This window comes from Mycobacterium sp. 852014-52144_SCH5372336, assembly GCF_001665615.1.
GTDB lineage: Bacteria > Actinomycetota > Actinomycetes > Mycobacteriales > Mycobacteriaceae > Mycobacterium > Mycobacterium neumannii_A.
The window spans coordinates 189587-205510 of sequence record NZ_LZSW01000047.1 but is presented as its reverse complement, the minus strand read 5'-3'; the positions used below and the strand labels follow the sequence as shown (position 1 = coordinate 205510).

Annotated in this window: 18 protein-coding genes; 9 read left to right on the top strand and 9 right to left on the bottom strand. The window is 65.6% G+C overall.

Annotated features, from left to right (window positions below; all coding sequences use genetic code 11):
* Positions 1 to 39 precede the first annotated feature (39 nt).
* The 3 genes from A5759_RS11650 to hypA all read right to left on the bottom strand — a co-directional run bounded on the left by A5759_RS11650 (position 40) and on the right by hypA (position 2355).
* Positions 40 to 1095 carry a hydrogenase expression protein HypE gene (locus A5759_RS11650; protein WP_068197572.1) on the bottom strand — a complete coding sequence of 352 codons (1056 nt, stop codon included), beginning with the start codon at positions 1093 to 1095 and terminating at the stop codon, positions 40 to 42.
* Between the two features lie 124 nt (positions 1096 to 1219).
* Complete coding sequence (hypB, locus tag A5759_RS11645; protein ID WP_068197569.1) at positions 1220 to 2023, bottom strand: hydrogenase nickel incorporation protein HypB; 804 nt, start codon at positions 2021 to 2023, stop codon at positions 1220 to 1222.
* 2 nt (positions 2024 to 2025) lie between these two features.
* On the bottom strand, positions 2026 to 2355 hold the full coding sequence (gene hypA, locus A5759_RS11640) for a hydrogenase maturation nickel metallochaperone HypA (protein ID WP_068197566.1): 330 nt from the start codon (positions 2353 to 2355) through the stop codon (positions 2026 to 2028).
* Between the two features lie 282 nt (positions 2356 to 2637).
* On the opposite strand from hypA, the gene recA reads away from it, so the two are divergent.
* The 3 genes from recA (at position 2638) to A5759_RS11625 (ending at position 6178) form a co-directional block, all read left to right on the top strand.
* Positions 2638 to 4779, top strand: a complete 2142-nt coding sequence (gene recA / locus A5759_RS11635; RefSeq protein ID WP_068197563.1) for an intein-containing recombinase RecA — start codon at positions 2638 to 2640, stop codon at positions 4777 to 4779.
* Positions 4748 to 5269: a recombination regulator RecX gene (gene recX, locus A5759_RS11630; protein WP_068197560.1), complete on the top strand. Its 522-nt coding sequence runs from the start codon at positions 4748 to 4750 to the stop codon at positions 5267 to 5269. The genes recA and recX overlap by 32 nt, the downstream gene beginning before the upstream one ends.
* A gap of 87 nt (positions 5270 to 5356) precedes the next feature.
* A complete protein-coding gene (locus tag A5759_RS11625) occupies positions 5357 to 6178 on the top strand; it encodes a TIGR03560 family F420-dependent LLM class oxidoreductase (protein ID WP_068197558.1) in 822 nt (273 codons plus the stop codon).
* Here A5759_RS11625 and A5759_RS11620 read toward each other — a convergent pair whose 3' ends face one another.
* The 4 genes from A5759_RS11620 to A5759_RS11605 are packed head-to-tail and all read right to left on the bottom strand — an operon-like array spanning position 6179 to position 9322.
* A complete protein-coding gene (locus A5759_RS11620; protein ID WP_068197554.1) occupies positions 6179 to 7060 on the bottom strand; it encodes an amino acid ABC transporter permease in 882 nt (293 codons plus the stop codon). It abuts the gene before it with no gap.
* The gene (locus A5759_RS11615) at positions 7057 to 7740 is read right to left on the bottom strand and encodes an amino acid ABC transporter permease (RefSeq protein ID WP_064395269.1); all 684 of its coding nucleotides are present in this window, start codon (positions 7738 to 7740) and stop codon (positions 7057 to 7059) included. Before A5759_RS11615 ends, A5759_RS11620 begins: the two co-directional genes overlap by 4 nt.
* 27 nt (positions 7741 to 7767) lie before the next feature.
* The gene (locus tag A5759_RS11610) at positions 7768 to 8577 is read right to left on the bottom strand and encodes a glutamate ABC transporter substrate-binding protein (protein ID WP_064395270.1); all 810 of its coding nucleotides are present in this window, start codon (positions 8575 to 8577) and stop codon (positions 7768 to 7770) included.
* 16 nt (positions 8578 to 8593) lie between these two features.
* Complete coding sequence (locus A5759_RS11605; RefSeq protein WP_068198279.1) at positions 8594 to 9322, bottom strand: amino acid ABC transporter ATP-binding protein; 729 nt, start codon at positions 9320 to 9322, stop codon at positions 8594 to 8596.
* Between the two features lie 157 nt (positions 9323 to 9479).
* Between A5759_RS11605 and miaB the strand changes: the two genes are divergently transcribed.
* Positions 9480 to 11033 carry a tRNA (N6-isopentenyl adenosine(37)-C2)-methylthiotransferase MiaB gene (gene miaB / locus A5759_RS11600; RefSeq protein WP_064416994.1) on the top strand — a complete coding sequence of 518 codons (1554 nt, stop codon included), beginning with the start codon at positions 9480 to 9482 and terminating at the stop codon, positions 11031 to 11033.
* The gene (locus A5759_RS11595; RefSeq protein ID WP_064395272.1) at positions 11021 to 11629 is read left to right on the top strand and encodes a hypothetical protein; all 609 of its coding nucleotides are present in this window, start codon (positions 11021 to 11023) and stop codon (positions 11627 to 11629) included. The genes miaB and A5759_RS11595 overlap by 13 nt, the downstream gene beginning before the upstream one ends.
* Positions 11630 to 11658: 29 nt before the next feature.
* Here A5759_RS11595 and A5759_RS11590 read toward each other — a convergent pair whose 3' ends face one another.
* A complete protein-coding gene (locus tag A5759_RS11590; RefSeq protein WP_068197551.1) occupies positions 11659 to 12180 on the bottom strand; it encodes a hypothetical protein in 522 nt (173 codons plus the stop codon).
* 380 nt (positions 12181 to 12560) lie between these two features.
* On the opposite strand from A5759_RS11590, the gene A5759_RS11585 reads away from it, so the two are divergent.
* The 3 genes from A5759_RS11585 to A5759_RS11575 all read left to right on the top strand — a co-directional run bounded on the left by A5759_RS11585 (position 12561) and on the right by A5759_RS11575 (position 14930).
* Positions 12561 to 13418 carry a SigB/SigF/SigG family RNA polymerase sigma factor gene (locus tag A5759_RS11585; RefSeq protein WP_082693878.1) on the top strand — a complete coding sequence of 286 codons (858 nt, stop codon included), beginning with the start codon at positions 12561 to 12563 and terminating at the stop codon, positions 13416 to 13418.
* Between the two features lie 14 nt (positions 13419 to 13432).
* Entirely contained in the window at positions 13433 to 13759 is a 327-nt protein-coding gene (locus A5759_RS11580) for a hypothetical protein (protein WP_231984613.1), read from the top strand.
* A 91-nt stretch (positions 13760 to 13850) separates the two neighbouring features.
* Entirely contained in the window at positions 13851 to 14930 is a 1080-nt protein-coding gene (locus A5759_RS11575; RefSeq protein ID WP_231984612.1) for a S1C family serine protease, read from the top strand.
* Here the strand turns inward: A5759_RS11575 and A5759_RS11570 are convergent.
* Complete coding sequence (locus A5759_RS11570; RefSeq protein WP_064395275.1) at positions 14927 to 15364, bottom strand: lipoprotein LpqH; 438 nt, start codon at positions 15362 to 15364, stop codon at positions 14927 to 14929. The two genes, A5759_RS11575 and A5759_RS11570, sit on opposite strands and share 4 nt — an antisense overlap.
* Positions 15365 to 15508: 144 nt before the next feature.
* Here A5759_RS11570 and A5759_RS11565 point away from each other — a divergent pair, with 144 nt between their 5' ends.
* Positions 15509 to 15922 carry a lipoprotein LpqH gene (locus tag A5759_RS11565; RefSeq protein ID WP_068197547.1) on the top strand — a complete coding sequence of 138 codons (414 nt, stop codon included), beginning with the start codon at positions 15509 to 15511 and terminating at the stop codon, positions 15920 to 15922.
* Positions 15923 to 15924 lie beyond the last annotated feature (2 nt).

Here is a 15924-nt window from a genome sequence, read left to right as displayed (position 1 = left end):
AACCGAAAGCACGCCTGCGCGCGGCGGAACAAGCCACACCTACCAGGTGCGGGTCGCTCCGGTCGTGAGTTGCGTGCCGGGATGGCGCCACTTCGGTTCTTTGTCGACGGTGCGGCCGGTGACATGGCGCAGGCTTCGGATGACCGATCCGTACAGCCCTGACGCCGCTGTGGACACCTTGCCACCGGGGGGTTCGTCCATGAACGGCATGAACTTGTCGGGGAATCCGGGCATGGTGCAGCCGATGCATATACCGCCCACGTTCGGACAGCCGCCGATCCCGTTGATCCAGCCGCGCTTGGGTACGTTGCACTTGACGACCGGGCCCCAACAGCCCAGCTTCACAATGCATTTCGGCGATCCGTACTCGGTCGCGAAATCGCCCTGTTCGTAATAGCCGGCCCGGTCGCAACCCTCGTGCACGGTCGCACCGAACAGCCACTGCGGTCGTAACGCATCGTCGAGCGGGATCATCGGGGCCTGATCCGTGGCCATGTACAACAGGTAGGTCAGTGTCTCGGCGAGGTTGTCCGGCTGGATCGGGCATCCCGGTACGCAGACGATCGGAATGCCGGCCTTGCTCTTCCAATCCCAGCCGAGATAGTCGGGCACGCCCATGGCGCCGGTCGGATTGCCCGCCATCGCGTGGATGCCGCCGTAGGTCGCGCACGTTCCGACCGCGACGATGGCAGTGGCCTTGGGCGCCAGCCGATCCAACCACTCGCTTGTGGTCATCGGTTGGCCGGTGGCCGGATCGTTGCCGAAGCCGCACCAGTAACCTTCGGCCTTGATCTTCTCGTTCGGGATCGACCCCTCGACGACCAGAACGAACGGTTCCAGTTCACCCCGGTCGGCCTTGAAGAACCATTCGAGGAAATCGTCGGCGCCCCCGTTCGGTCCGCACTCGAAATCGATCAGGGGCCAATGGACGGCGATCTTCGGCAACCCCGGGAGCGCGCCGAGGGCGATCTCCTCGATGCTGGGCTGGGTGGCGGCAGTCAACGCCACCGAATCACCGTCACAACTCAATCCGGCGTTGATCCACAGCACGTGGATCAAGGCCTGTTCCGCTTTGACTGCTGCCTCCGTTGGCATAGGTCACAGCTTTCTGGGGGCCGGGCTGGGGCCCTCACGACCGGGAGCCGGGCTGGGGCTCCCAACACCTCACGTTGTGCCGTGGCGCCGAATTCCGGCGCTGAGTCTGGGTTTACTCCGGGGGTTATGTCTTGTCAACGGTTGCCAGGGCAGAAGCCGATTTTGCGCAATCGGTGATCCAGTCGTACCACCGCGAGCTACCATCGCCAGTGGCGGCCGACATCGCCAGTATCTGCGCGTCGCGATTCAGTGATCGTACGTATTGGCAACATTTTTCAAGATCGAAGCTGACGTACGGCAGTAAGTCGATCTTGTTGACGATCACCAGCCCGGCGGCCGCAAACATGTGCGGGTACTTCAAGGGTTTGTCGTCGCCCTCCGTCACCGAGATGATGACGACTTTGCTGTGCTCGCCGAGATCGAACAGTGCGGGGCAGACGAGGTTTCCGACGTTCTCGATGAAGAGAACCGAGCCGTGCTCCGGGTCGAGTTCCTGCAGTGCGCGATGCACCATATCGGCGTCGAGGTGGCAACCGGCGCCGGTGTTGACCTGGACCGCGCGCGCTCCCGCGGCCGTGATGCGTTCGGCGTCCAGCAGCGTCTCCTGATCGCCCTCGATGACCGAGACGGGGCGAGCCGAATGGAGATCGCGGATGGTGCGCTCGAGAAGGGTGGTCTTTCCGGCGCCCGGAGAGCTGGTGAGGTTGAGTGCCAGGATGTCGCGGGCGGCCAGCCATGCGCGGTTCCGTTCGGCGAGCTCGTCGTTCTTGGCGAGCACCTTCTGCTCGAGCGTGACGGTCTCGGTGTGGGGATGGGTATGGGGGTGGTCATGGGAATGGTCGGCGTGGTGGCCGTTCTCATGGGGGTGAGCGTGTCCCGGCAGAGTGACCGTCGCGCCGTCGTCGCCGCAGCCGCACGTTGTGCACATGGTTAACTCACTTCCATCGAGAGAATCTTCAGATCCCGGCCGGCGACCACCTCGACATCCGCACTGCCGCAGGGGCACAACAGAATCAGGTCGCGCAATTCGAAGCTCTCGCCGCAGGTGCGGCAGCGCGCGGCACCGGGTTGCACGTCGAGGTCCAGGCGCGCCCCGTCGGCGACGGTGCCCGCAGTGGCGAGTTCGAAGCAGAATCGCATCGAATCGGGTACCACGGCGCACAGCGCGCCGACCTCGAGCGTGACGCGGTGCACCCGGCGGCCGGCGGCGTGCTCGCACACCGCATCGATCACACTTTGCGTTATCGCCATCTCGTGCATGCGGACCCCGTTTCGGCCGGGATGTCTTCACCATATGCCGCGCAGCGGTCGGTCGGGGGTGGACTGGGGAACCGTTCGACACTGATGACCGATGGCACGGCGTGTCTCGCTTGAGTCGAACAGGTGTTCGTCTACTGTGGGCAGTGTTCGACGGCTAGATGCTGCTGGTCAGGGCGACCTGTCCCGACTTGTCGGGGGCTTGTCGGTGGCTGCCTCTAGCGTCACGGCCAACTGATCGAAACCGATCACCGAACAGCTAGATATCCAAGGACGGAGACCACCATGGCGCAGGCACCCGACCGCGAGAAAGCCCTCGAGCTGGCCCTCGCACAGATCGACAAGAACTTCGGCAAGGGCTCGGTGATGCGGCTGGGCGAAGAGGTCCGCCAGCCGATCTCGGTGATCCCGACCGGTTCGATCGCCCTGGACGTGGCGCTCGGCATCGGCGGCCTGCCGCGCGGCAGGGTCATCGAGATCTACGGCCCGGAGTCCTCGGGTAAGACGACCGTCGCACTGCACGCGGTCGCCAACGCGCAGGCCGCCGGCGGGATCGCGGCGTTCATCGACGCCGAGCACGCGCTGGACCCCGAGTACGCCAAGAAGCTCGGGGTGGACACCGACGCGTTGCTGGTCAGCCAGCCCGACACCGGTGAGCAGGCGCTGGAGATCGCCGACATGCTGATCCGCTCCGGCGCGCTGGACATCTTGGTCATCGACTCGGTGGCCGCACTCGTGCCGCGCGCGGAGATCGAGGGCGAGATGGGAGACAGCCACGTCGGGCTGCAGGCCCGGCTGATGAGCCAGGCGCTGCGCAAGATGACCGGCGCACTGAGCAATTCGGGCACCACCGCGATCTTCATCAACCAGCTCCGCGAAAAGATCGGTGTGATGTTCGGGTGTTTCAACTACAGCACCCGGGTGCAGTTGGCCGACGGAACCACCGAGAAGATCGGCAAGATCGTCAACCAGAAGATGGACGTCGAGGTGCTGTCCTACGACCCGGACACCGACCGGGTCGTGCCACGCAAGGTCGTGAACTGGTTCAACAACGGTCCGGCCGAGCAGTTCTTGCAGTTCACGGTCGAAAAGTCGGACGGCAACGGTAAGTCGCAGTTCGCGGCGACGCCCAATCACCTGATCCGTACACCGGGCGGCTGGACGGAAGCGGGCGACCTCATCGCCGGTGACCGTGTGATGGCTACCGAGCCGCATCGTCTCAGCGATCAGCAGTTCCAGGTGGTGCTCGGCTCATTGATGGGTGACGGCAATCTGTCGCCCAACCGGCGGGATCGAAACGGCATGCGGTTCCGGATGGGACACGGTGCCAAGCAGGTCGACTATCTGCGATGGAAGACAGAGCTCCTGGGCAACATCAAGCATTCGACCCGCGTAAACGACAAGGGCGCAACGTTTGTCGACTTCACGCCGATGCCCGAGTTGGCTGAGTTGCAGCGGGCGGTGTATCTGGGAGACGGCAAGAAGTTCCTTTCCGAGGAGTACCTCAAAGCGCTCACTCCGCTGGCGCTGGCCATCTGGTACATGGATGACGGGGCATTCACCGTCCGTTCGAAAGGGTTGCAGGAGCGCACCGCTGGCGGTAGCGGACGTATCGAGATCTGCGTTGAGGCGATGAGCGCGGGCACGCGTGTCCGGCTGCGTGACTACCTGCACGACACCCATGGCCTGGAGGTGCGGTTGCGGCAGTCCGGTAAGGCCGGGAAGACCGTGCTGGTGTTCTCCACTGCGTCCAGCGCGAAGTTCCAGGAATTGGTGGCGCCCTATATGGCACCTTCGATGGAATACAAGCTGTTGCCTCGGTTCCGTGGCCAGAGCACAGTGAGCCCGCAGTTTGTCGAACCCACCCAACGACTGGTGCCGGCAAGGATCCTCGACGTCCATGTCAAGCCGCACACTCGGTCGATGAATCGGTTCGATATCGAGGTCGAGGGCAACCACAACTACTTCGTCGACGGCGTAATGGTGCACAACTCACCCGAAACGACAACGGGCGGAAAGGCTTTGAAGTTCTACGCCTCGGTCCGAATGGACGTCAGGCGGATCGAGACCCTCAAGGACGGCACCGACGCGGTCGGTAACCGCACCCGGGTGAAGGTCGTCAAGAACAAGGTCTCGCCGCCGTTCAAGCAAGCCGAGTTCGACATCCTCTACGGCAAGGGCATCAGCAAGGAAGGCTCGCTCATCGACATGGGTGTCGAGCAGGGCTTCATCCGCAAGTCCGGCTCGTGGTTCACCTACGAAGGTGAGCAGTTGGGCCAGGGCAAGGAAAACGCTCGCAACTTCCTGCTCGAGAACGTCGAGGTGGCTAACGAGATCGAGAAAAAGATCAAAGAGAAGCTCGGCATTGGCGCAGTGGTGACCGATGACTTGAACGATGACGTACTGCCCGCCCCGGTCGACTTCTGAGGCCTCGCGCGAGGAGCAGGCGCGGAACGTGTGTCTGCGTCTGCTCACCGCGCGAGCGCGTACCCGCGCCGAACTGGCCGGCCAGCTGGCCAAGCGCGGGTATTCCGAGGACGTCAGCGACAAGGTGCTCGACCGGCTCGAACAGGTCGGCCTGGTCGATGACGCCGACTTCGCCGAACAGTGGGTCCGATCCCGGCGAGCGAACGCAGGCAAGGGGCGACGCGCATTGATCGCCGAACTACGCACCAAAGGCGTCGACAACGAGGTCATCGAGGCGACGCTGGCCGACGACGAACCTGGTGCCGAACGCGCCCGCGCCGAGCGACTCGTCGCCGACAAGTTGCGCCGCGAGAAGCTGGCCGACAGCGACGATGCCAAGCTGGCGCGCCGCCTGGTCGGGATGCTCGCCCGGCGCGGATACAGCCAGACGATGGCGTTCGATGTCGTCAAGGTCGCGTTGGCCAACGAACGCGAACGTCGTCAGGTCTAGTACCGGAACGCCGGGGCGGCGACTCGAGTCGTCGCGCACACAGCGTGGTCGGTTGCAATGAAAAAGCCGACCGCGTAAGCAGTTTGCATGCAGGTATCCGTCAAGCTGGCGCCCACCTTCGACTACCCGGTCCTCGAACGGTTCTGGCGGACGGGCGACGACCTCGGTTTCCCGGCGGTGTGGAACTACGACCATTTCTACGGTCTGGTCGATCATGCGACACCGACCCACGAGGGGTGGACGAGTCTGGCTGCGATGGCCGTGGTCGTGCGGCGCGCCCGGGTGGGCTGCCTGGTCACCGGTGTCACGTACCGCAACCCCGCGGTGCTGGCGAAGATGGCCGTCACCGTCGACCACATCTCCGGTGGCCGACTGGATTTCGGCCTCGGGGCCGGCTGGCACGAGGGCGAGCACCGCGGATACGGCATCGACTTCCCACCGCCGGGACAGCGGGTCGCGATGGTGGATGAGGCGCTCACGGTCATCCGCAGGCTCTGGACCGAAGAGGTGGTCGACTTCACCGGCCGCTTCTTCACGCTGCAGCAGGCGCGCTGCGATCCCAAGCCGCTTCAGCGTCCGCATCCACCGATCGTGGTCGGCGCCTCACAGCCGAAGATGTTGCGCGTCGCGGCAAAGCATGCCGACGAATGGAACATGCCGAGCACCTCGCCCCAGGAGTGGGCGGCGGCCAGCAGCGGGCTCGACGACGCGTGCGCGGCGGAAGGCCGTGACCCATCGTCGATCCGACGCGGCGTGCAGTTGTTCCTGTATCCGGATCAACCCGATCAGGTCGACGCCCAGCTGGAGTCCCTGACCGAGTACGACCGACTCCGCTGCCAGCATGTCGTGTTGTCCTTCTATCAGCCGCCCGACGATGAATTGCTGGCCAGATGCGCCGAACTGGCCTGATCACACGGCTTTTGCGCCCGGTGCGCCTTCCTGTTCGACCGCTTCGGTCTCAAGCGGCGTGGGACCGCGACGCGAACGTCGCATCCGCGCCTCCACCCGGGTCGCCACCCACGACAGCGTGAAGTTCACGGCGATGATCAGCAACGCGACCACGATCAGCGCGGGCAGCAGATTGCCGTATGCGGTACCCATCTGCACGCCCTGGCGAACGAGTTCGAGGAACGTGATGATGTAGCCGATCGCGGTGTCCTTGAGCACCACGACGAGCTGCGAGATCAACACCGGCAGCATCGACGTGATCGCCTGCGGCAGAAGGATCGAGCGCATCGTCTGGCCCCACGTCATGCCGAGGGCATAAGCCGCCTCGGATTGTCCGCGGGGCAGGGCGTGGACGCCGGCGCGCACGATCTCGGCGATGACAGCGCCGTTGTAGAGCGTCAGCCCGGTGATGACCGCTGCCAGCGCCAGATACTTCGACGGAAACATGTCGTAGGCCGCGTACAGCGCGAACGCGAACAGCATCATGATCAGAACCGGCACGGCACGGAAGAATTCGACGATCACCGCGCACGGCCAGCGAAGGAAGCCGTGGGTCGAGAGCCGACCCACGCCGAGCAGCAGACCGAGGATCAGCGCCAGCACGATCGACACCCCGGCGGCGGTCAACGTGCCTTGCACGCCGGGCAGAACGTAGGTTCGCCACAGATCGGCCGTCAGGAACGGCTCCCATTTGGCCGCGGTGAGCTGATCTTTGGCCGCCATCTGCACGAGCACCGCGACCAGGACGAGCGCGGTGACCACGATGACGATCGCCGACACCACCCAGTTACGGACGCGCGCCCGCGGTCCCGGCGCGTCGAAGAGAACAGAAGCGGTACTCACCTGTTGACCGCCATCCGTTTGCCGAGCCAGCCGAAGAACAGTCCGGTCGGCAGTGTGAGGACGACGAAGCCGGCCGCGAAGATGGTGCCGATGGTGAGTATCGCGGCGGTGTTCTCGATCATCTCCTTCATCAGCAGCGCGGCCTCGGCCACGCCGATCGCCGAGGCGATCGTGGTGTTCTTGGTCAAGGCGATCAACACCGACCCGAGCGGAATGATCACGGCTCGAAAAGCCTGCGGCATCAGGATGAGTCGCAAATTCTGTCCGAACGTCAACCCCAGCGACCGGGCCGCCTCGGCCTGTCCCAGCGGCACGGTGTTCACCCCGGAGCGCACCGTCTCACATACGAACGCCGCGGTGTACAACGCCAGGCCGAGCACCGCCAGACGAAAGTTGCTGTCCTCGATGGACGTTCGCGAGTTCGGGTCGACCAGCGTGATTCCCATGGTCCCGGCCAACCCGAACGAACAGAACAGGATGATCAGCGTCAACGGCGTGTTGCGCACCACGTTGACGTATGACGTTCCGAGCCAGCGAAGCACCGGCACCGGCGCCAACCGCATTGCGGCCAGCACCGTGCCGAGCACCAGCGCACCGATGCCGGAGTAGACCGTCAGTTGGATCGTCGTCCAGAACGCCTCGACGATCTGGCCGACGGTGTAGCCGGGGAGAACCTCCACATGACCTCCTAGTGCGGGGGAGGTCCGTCAGCTCTGGTTGATCTGCGGCGGCTTCGGCGCGGGAATGCCCGCGGCCCCGAGGTTGTCGTCCCAGGCCTTCTTCCAGGCGCCTTCCTGCTCCATCTTTGCCAGCGCGTCGTTGATCTGCGTCAGCAACTCGGAATCGCCCTTCTTCAAACCGATCCCGTACCGCTCCTCGGAGAAGGTGCCGCCGACGACCTTGAACGCGCCCGGGCTTTGGGCCGCATAGCCCGCCAGAATCACCTCGTCTGTCGTCACCGCATCGATGGCGCCGTTCTTCAACGCCTCGATGCACGCCGAGTACGTGTCGTACTGCTGCAGCTGCACACCGGAGTACTTGTCCTTGATGCGTTGCGCCGGTGTCGAACCCGACACCGAACACAGCTTCTTATTGTTCTCCAGCGACGCCTCACCGGTGATGTCGGTGTTGTCGGCGCGCACCAGCAGGCTCTGCCCCGTGATCAGATACGGCCCCGCGAAGTCGACCTTCTCCTGGCGCGCGTCGGTGATCGAGTACGTCGCGACGATGTACTTCACCTGACCGTTCTGGATCAGCGTCTCGCGCTGACCCGAAGGGGCTTCCTTCCACTCGATCTTGTCCTCGGGATACCCGAGTTGTTGTGCCACGTACCTGGCCACGTCGACGTCGAAGCCGCTCATGGTGCCGTCGGGATTCTTCAGTCCCAGCCCGGGCTGGTCGAACTTGGTGCCGATGACGATCGTGCCCTCGTCGCCCCCGCCGCATGCGGTCACAGACAGTGGCAGCGCGACAGCGAGCGCGAGCGCTCCCAGAACGCGCTTGGAAAAGGATGGCATTGGAGATTCCTTTCGACTAGTGGTGAAGGATCTTGCCGAGAAAGTCCTTGGCACGCTCGCTTTGCGGGTTGGTGAAGAACTGCTGGGGTTCGGCCGCTTCGACGATCGCGCCATCGGCCATGAACACCACCCGGTTTGCCGCGCCGCGGGCGAAACCCATTTCGTGCGTCACGACCAGCATCGTCATCCCGTCTTTGGCCAGCGACGTCATCACGTTGAGCACTTCGTTGATCATCTCGGGGTCCAGCGCGCTGGTCGGTTCGTCGAACAGCATCACCTTCGGGTTCATTGCCAGAGACCGCGCGATCGCCACCCGCTGCTGCTGCCCGCCGGACAGCTGCGCCGGGTACTTGTCGGCCTGGTTGGCGATACCCACCCGCTCGAGTAGCTGCATCGCCTTCTCGCTGGCCTCGTTCTTGGACTTCTTGCGCACCTTCATCGGAGCCAGCGTGACGTTCTCGAGGATCGTCTTGTGGGCGAACAGGTTGAAGGACTGGAACACCATACCCACGTCAGACCGCAACTCGGCGAGCTTGCGCCCCTCCTCGGGCAGCACCTCGCCGTCGATCGTGATGGTGCCCGAATCGATGGGCTCGAGCCGATTGATGGTGCGGCACAACGTCGACTTGCCCGAGCCCGATGGACCGAGCACCACGATCACCTCGCCGCGCTCCACCTCGAGGTTGATGTCTTTGAGCACATGCAGGTTGCCGAAGTGTTTGTTGACGTCCGAGATCGAGATCATGGGCACGCTTGACTGAGTCGGATCGACCTCTTTTCCGTCCGACTCGCTGGTCTTCATGGGTGCAGACCTTACCGAGGGAAGGGCATGCCTGCCCGGAACTCGACAATCCGCCCGGGTCGGCGCATCGCCCGGTCCGTACCATGGGGCCGTGACTTCGATGGTGACGCGAGAGGGAGCGGCCGAGCGGGCCGTTCGCCCGCACGCGACCGACGAGTCCTCGCATGCGCCGGCGACGACCCGCACATACCAGGTCCGTACCTACGGCTGCCAGATGAACGTGCACGACTCCGAGCGACTCTCGGGGTTGCTGGAGGGCGCCGGATACCAACGCGCCGCCGAGGGCGAGGACGCCGACGTCGTTGTGTTCAACACCTGCGCCGTCCGCGAGAACGCTGACAACAAGCTTTACGGCAACATCAGCCACCTGGCGCCGCGCAAGCAGGCCAACCCGGATATGCAGATCGCTGTCGGCGGCTGCCTGGCGCAGAAGGACCGGGCCGCCGTGCTGGACCGGGCGCCGTGGGTCGACGTGGTGTTCGGCACCCACAACATCGGGTCGTTGCCCACGCTGCTCGAGCGCGCCAGACACAACAACGCGGCCCAGGTCGAGATCGTCGAGGCGCTCCAGGAGTTCCCGTCGGCGCTGCCCGCCGCGCGCGAATCCGCATATGCCGCTTGGGTGTCGGTGTCGGTGGGCTGCAACAACACCTGCACGTTCTGCATCGTGCCCGCCCTGCGCGGCAAAGAAGTCGACCGGCGGCCCGGTGACGTGCTCGCGGAGGTGCAGACACTCGTCGAACAAGGCGTGCTCGAGATCACGCTGCTCGGCCAGAACGTCAACGCCTACGGCGTGTCCTTCGCCGACCCCGAAGAACCGCGGGACCGCGGCGCGTTCGCCAAGCTGCTGCGCGCCTGCGGCGGCATCGACGGACTCGAACGGGTGCGGTTCACCTCACCGCACCCCGCGGAGTTCACCGACGACGTGATCGCCGCGATGGCCGAGACACCGAATGTCTGCCCGACGCTGCACATGCCGCTGCAATCCGGATCCGACCGCATTCTGCGGGCGATGCGACGGTCCTACCGCGCCGAGCGCTACCTCGGCATCATCGACCGCGTCCGCGCCGCGATACCGCACGCGGCGATCACCACCGACCTCATCGTCGGTTTTCCGGGTGAGACCGAGGAGGACTTCCAGGCCACGCTCGACGTCGTCGAGCAGGCGCGGTTCGCCAGCGCGTTCACCTTCCAGTACTCCAAGCGACCCGGCACCCCCGCCGCCGAGTTACCCGATCAGGTCCCCAAAGCCGTTGTGAGCGAACGCTATCAACGTTTGATCGACCTCCAGGAGAGGATCTCTCTCGAGGAGAACCACGCTTTGGTCGGCCATACCGTCGAAGTCCTGGTGGCCGCCGGTGAGGGCCGCAAAGACGCCACGACGGCCAGAATGTCGGGTCGGGCCCGCGACGGCCGCCTCGTGCACTTCAACCCGCAGCGACTCGAGATCCGCCCCGGCGACGTCGTGACCTCGACCGTGACCGGTGCCGCTCCGCACCACCTGATCGCCGATTCAGCCGTGCACAGCCATCGGCGCACCCGGGCGGGCGACGCCCACTCCGAAGGCCGGCGCCCGCGCACCGGCGTCGGCCTGGGCATGCCGGGCATCGGCGCGCCTACGACACCCGCTACCGCGACGGGATGCACACGGTGACGGCTCCCGACGACAACGGTTTTGACGAGTTCAAGGGCGACATCGAGGCCGTCGAGCGGCGCGTCGCGGGCGAGATCGACCCCGGCGCACGAGCTCTGGTGATCGCCATCGGGGTGTTCGTGCTTCTGGTGTCGTTCATCCTGCCGCACACCGGCGACGCGCGCGGTCTGGATGTGCTCCTCGGCGGTGAAACGGCGCTGCGCGAGGGGATCACCCTGCCGTTACGCGTATTCGCTTGGCTGGTACTGGTGTTCGGCGTCGGCTTCTCGATGCTCGCCCTGCTCACCCGGCGCTGGGCGCTGGCTTGGATCGCGCTGGCGGGTTCCACGGTGGCGACGCTTCTCGGTTTGTTGGCGGTGTGGTCGCGCCAAACCGCCCCCGACCGCTACCCGGGACCGGGCATCGGGCTGATCATCGCGTGGATCGCGGTCGCGGTCGTGACGTTCCACTGGGCCAGGGCGGTGTGGGCACGCACCGCGCTGCAGTCGGCCGCCGAGGAGGAACGGCGCAGGGCCGCCGCGGAGCAACAGAAGAAGGGTCTGCTCGAGAACCTCGACGACGACAACGGCTCGACCGACGGCTCGACCGACGGCTGACCCACCCCACGGCGGCCACACCGAATGGCCTACTTCTGAGTGGGACAGGCCTCGATCGGAACCTTCATCACGAGGTCGCCCTGCTTGTCGAAGTGAAACGTCATGTCCACCGACTTGCCCGGCGTCGCCGATTCCCGAAGCCCCTCGACTCTGGCCTTGAAGGGGTAGTCTGCGGCGCCGTCGGTGACGTCTTCGATCGGTTGGCCGGCGGCGATCGACGTCTCGGGCGGAATCTGCAGCGTCGCATCGGGAGAGAGCCGAATCGCCTCGGCGGCGGGCGTCTCGATGCCGAGCAGGCGTTCGGGCTCGGTGATCCGGTTGTTCGTCACCGTGAACGTGAGCGCCGCCGCATCGCCGACCTGGATGGCGCACGACCCCGGTATGAAGCGCGGCACGATGAAGGCATTCTCGACCGACGTCGTCTCGGTCTCCGAACCCGCGCCCCGGTTCGACGAGTCCATGTTCGGATCGCCGCCGCAACCGGCGACCAACACGCTCGTCACCAAACCGGCCGCCGCAACGCGACGCCGTGAAACGGTAAGTGTCTTCATCTGAGTTGCCTATCTCGCGGCAAAGCATGCCGGCGAGTCGAAGTGCGGCAGGCACAGCCAGTCGACCCGGAAGTGGGATCGGCGAGGTCTTCCACTCGCGGAGACTGGGCTTTGGTCGGGTCAACGGTGAGAGCTTGCATGGTGAGAAGAGTTGCCCGCGAACCGCGTCCCTATACGTTCGGCGGCCGATCGGCGCACTGGGCCCACTGCGCCTACTTCTGTTTGCTGAATTTGCGAGTCCGGGTTCACGGGTTCTTATCAGATTCCTTTCAGGTTGCGTTATTCCTGCGCCGATAGTCTGCACTTACAGGTCGGTCGACAGCACCCAGTCGAACGGTGGACGGGCCGGCCCGACGTCAATACCGAGAGGGGAGGCCGTCATGGTATCGGCCCTGCTGGAGGCTGCCAATCGCGTCGATTCCGTGGAACCGACGGGCGACACGGGCGCGGCGGGGACTCACGAAGACGACTACGACGACGTGCACCCGCAGTGCTGCGAGCTGCGCCGCACGCCGGAGGGGGCGCGACGGGACTCGCTTCGTTGCAAGATCATCACCAGATGTTTGCCGCTGGCCGACCATATCGCGGGCCGCTTCGCCGGCCGCGGCGAATCGGCCGACGACCTGAGGCAGGTGGCCCGGCTGGGCCTGATCAAGGCGATCGACCGCTACGACCCAAGTAAGGGGCCGTTTCTCGGCTACGCCGTACCGACGATCATGGGCGAGGTTCGCCGCCACTTCCGCGACCACACGTGGGTCATACACGTGCCCCGCAGGATCAAGGACACCCGCCAGCGCGTGCGCGCCGCGATCGGTCCGATGTCACAGCGTCTCGGCCGAGCGCCGACGGCCACCGAACTGGCCGCCGAGCTCGGTGTCGACCGAGACGAGGTGGTGCAGTCGGTCGACGCGGCTGTCGCGTACCGACCGTCGTCACTCGACGCGGCGGCACCCGGTGATGGGAAATCCGAACCGGCCGCCGCACGGCAGGGCCTCGACGACCCGCGCTACAGCAGCGTCGAGGACGCGCTGACCGTCGCCGGACTGGTGAGCACGCTCACCGAGCGTGAACGGCTGATCCTGCGGCTGCGGTTCTGTGAGAACCTGCCGCAGAGCCAAATCGGCCGGCGCCTCGGTGTTTCGCAGGTACAGGTATCGCGGCTGCTCGGCGCGACGCTGGAGCGGCTGCGGCAATCTTGCCGCGAGGAATCCGCGGCAATGGGTATGTCAGGTGCATGATTGTGCTACGGATAGTGCTTTTCGTTGGTGTCGTCGCGGCGATCGTCGGCGTCGCGGGCTTGTTCACTCCGGTTTCGGCATCACCCGAGAATCTGACGATCGAGTGCGGCAGCGCCGTGGCGCCCGACTTGTCCGCCGCCCGCGCGCACGACGACGGCAGCGCAGCCAACATCCCGGTTCCCGGTGGGGTGGTCGCCGACACCGACTTCACGCGGCTGTGTCAGATGAATCTCGAGGACCGGCGGATATGGACGATCACGCTGGCGGTCGCCGGTGTCGTTGCTGCCGCCGGCGCGCTCGTGCTGGGTGCTCGCTGGAAGCGAGCCAAGCGGTCCCCCTAGCCGGCCCGTGCACCGCCTCGGCAGTCCGAGCCGCTGCTATCGCCGGCGGCCGGTCCGTGCCGTGTGCATACTGAATTCAGGAGGTAAACCTTTGCAGACCAGGCATTTTCGTGTCGGAGCGGCCGCCGCGGCAGCTCTCGTCGCGGTCGCCGGATGCACGCTGCAGTCCAGTCCACAGGACGCGTCGACATCGGCTCCGGCGTCGACACCGACTCCGGCGGCGACGCCGTTGACCGAGGCTTCTCCACCTTCGGCGCTGGACCGCACCGGCTACGCCGATCTGGTGGAACGCGTCAGTCCGAGCGTGGTGACGGTCGAGCGCGACGGCGGTGTCGGCAGCGGCGTGGTGCTACGCCCCGACGTCGTGGTGACCAATGCCCATGTCGTCGGCGACGCCCGCGAAGTGACCGTCATAACCGCCGACGAGGAACGTTCGCCCGGCGTCGTGGTGGGCACGGACGAGGTGACCGACCTGGCCGTCGTGCGCACGCAAGGCCAGGACATGCCGGTGCCGCGGTTCCGCGAAGATCTGCCCCGGCCCGGCGAGGTCGCCGTCGCGATCGGGAGTCCGCTGGGGTTCCAGAACTCCGTGACCGTCGGCGTCATCTCGGGTCTGCACCGGGACATCCCCGGCTCGGCGGCGAAAACTCAGTCGTTGGTGGATTTGATCCAGACCGACGCGCCCATCTCGCCGGGTAACTCCGGCGGCGCCTTGCTCGACGCCGAGGGACGGGTCGTGGGGATCAACGAGGCGTACATTCCGCCGGCGGTGGGCGCGGTGTCGTTGGGGTTCGCGATTCCCGCGGCAACGGTGCTCGACGTGGCGAATCAACTCCTCGCCGACGGCGAAGCCACGCACCCGTACCTCGGTATCTCCCTGGGCCGGCTGACCCCGGCGATCCAGCAGCTGCGGGGTGTGCAGGTCGACGGCGGTGCGTTGGTGACCAGCGTCGATCCCGGCGCACCGGCTGCCCTCGCGGGGCTTCGGCCCGGCGACGTGATCGTCGAGTTCGCCGGCAAACCGGTGCATTCTGTCGAGGACCTACTGGGTGGCTTGCGCCAGACGCAGCCGGGGTCCGAGCAATCGATGGTGTTCATGCGCGGGGGTGACCGTGAACAAACGACGGTGACGATCGGTTCGCGCACGGGCTCACTCTCGCGACCGGGCTAGCATCCGGCCGTTATGTCGAAGGCCGCTGTCGCTGGGCGGTGAGGGTCGTCGGCGAAGTACCCGTACCCGGTGCCGCTGATCGTGATTCGGCCGTTGTCGCGGGTTGCTCGCAGTTGACCGACGCCACCGGTCCATGCGGAACCGGTGAACCCGCCGAGGTCGCGGATCTTGACGACCTGCGCGTCGGGGCCGTCGTCCGTATCGACGATGGCCGTGAAACCCCTGTCGGTGTCCCCGCTTTCGATGGTCAGCAGCCACTTCACCTTGGCGCAGCTGACGTAGTACCGATCACCGGTGGGATGCGAGTTGATGGACATCGTCGCGGTGCCGCCCATGGGGTCGGGTGAAGCCGGCGGTGCGGAAGAGCAGCCGGAGAGCCCCGCGGTCAGCAACAGTGCTGCCGCGGTGCGCGCGACGCTGACATCTTCGACCATGACCGGACCTTCGGGAGTCGGGTCAAAGTGATACCCGCAATGGCTGCCGGCCATACGCCGGAGGTATACAGCAAATCTCCGTGGGGAATGCGAATGTCAACGCCCGGCGAAGACGAGTAGCCGGGAAGTCATCGAGGCGGCACCATGGACAAACGATTTGCCGCTGCAACAGCAGCCGTGCTGATGATCCCGACGGGATGCGCGTCGGGCCCGGAACTGCTGGCCAAGCACCTCGTCCATGTGAGCATCGACGGGAAGGATGCCGGCGGGCACCTCGTCGATTGCACCCAGGTGGGCTGGCTGTGGAATCTCGAGACGCTCGAGCAGACGCCCGGCCTGATCGCCCAGGTTCGCACCGGGGATCCGGTCGTCGCGCGCTCGGTGCAGATCAAGAACCTGGGTGGGTTCACGGGCAGCTTTTGGGACGGGACCACCGGTGAGGCCGAAGCCAGCCTGGTGGACGGCAAGTTCACGATCACCGGCACGGCAGTCGGGTTCTTCCACGACGATCCGGGCGAACGCACCACCGCGCCGTTCGAGATCTCCACCGACTGCTGAGC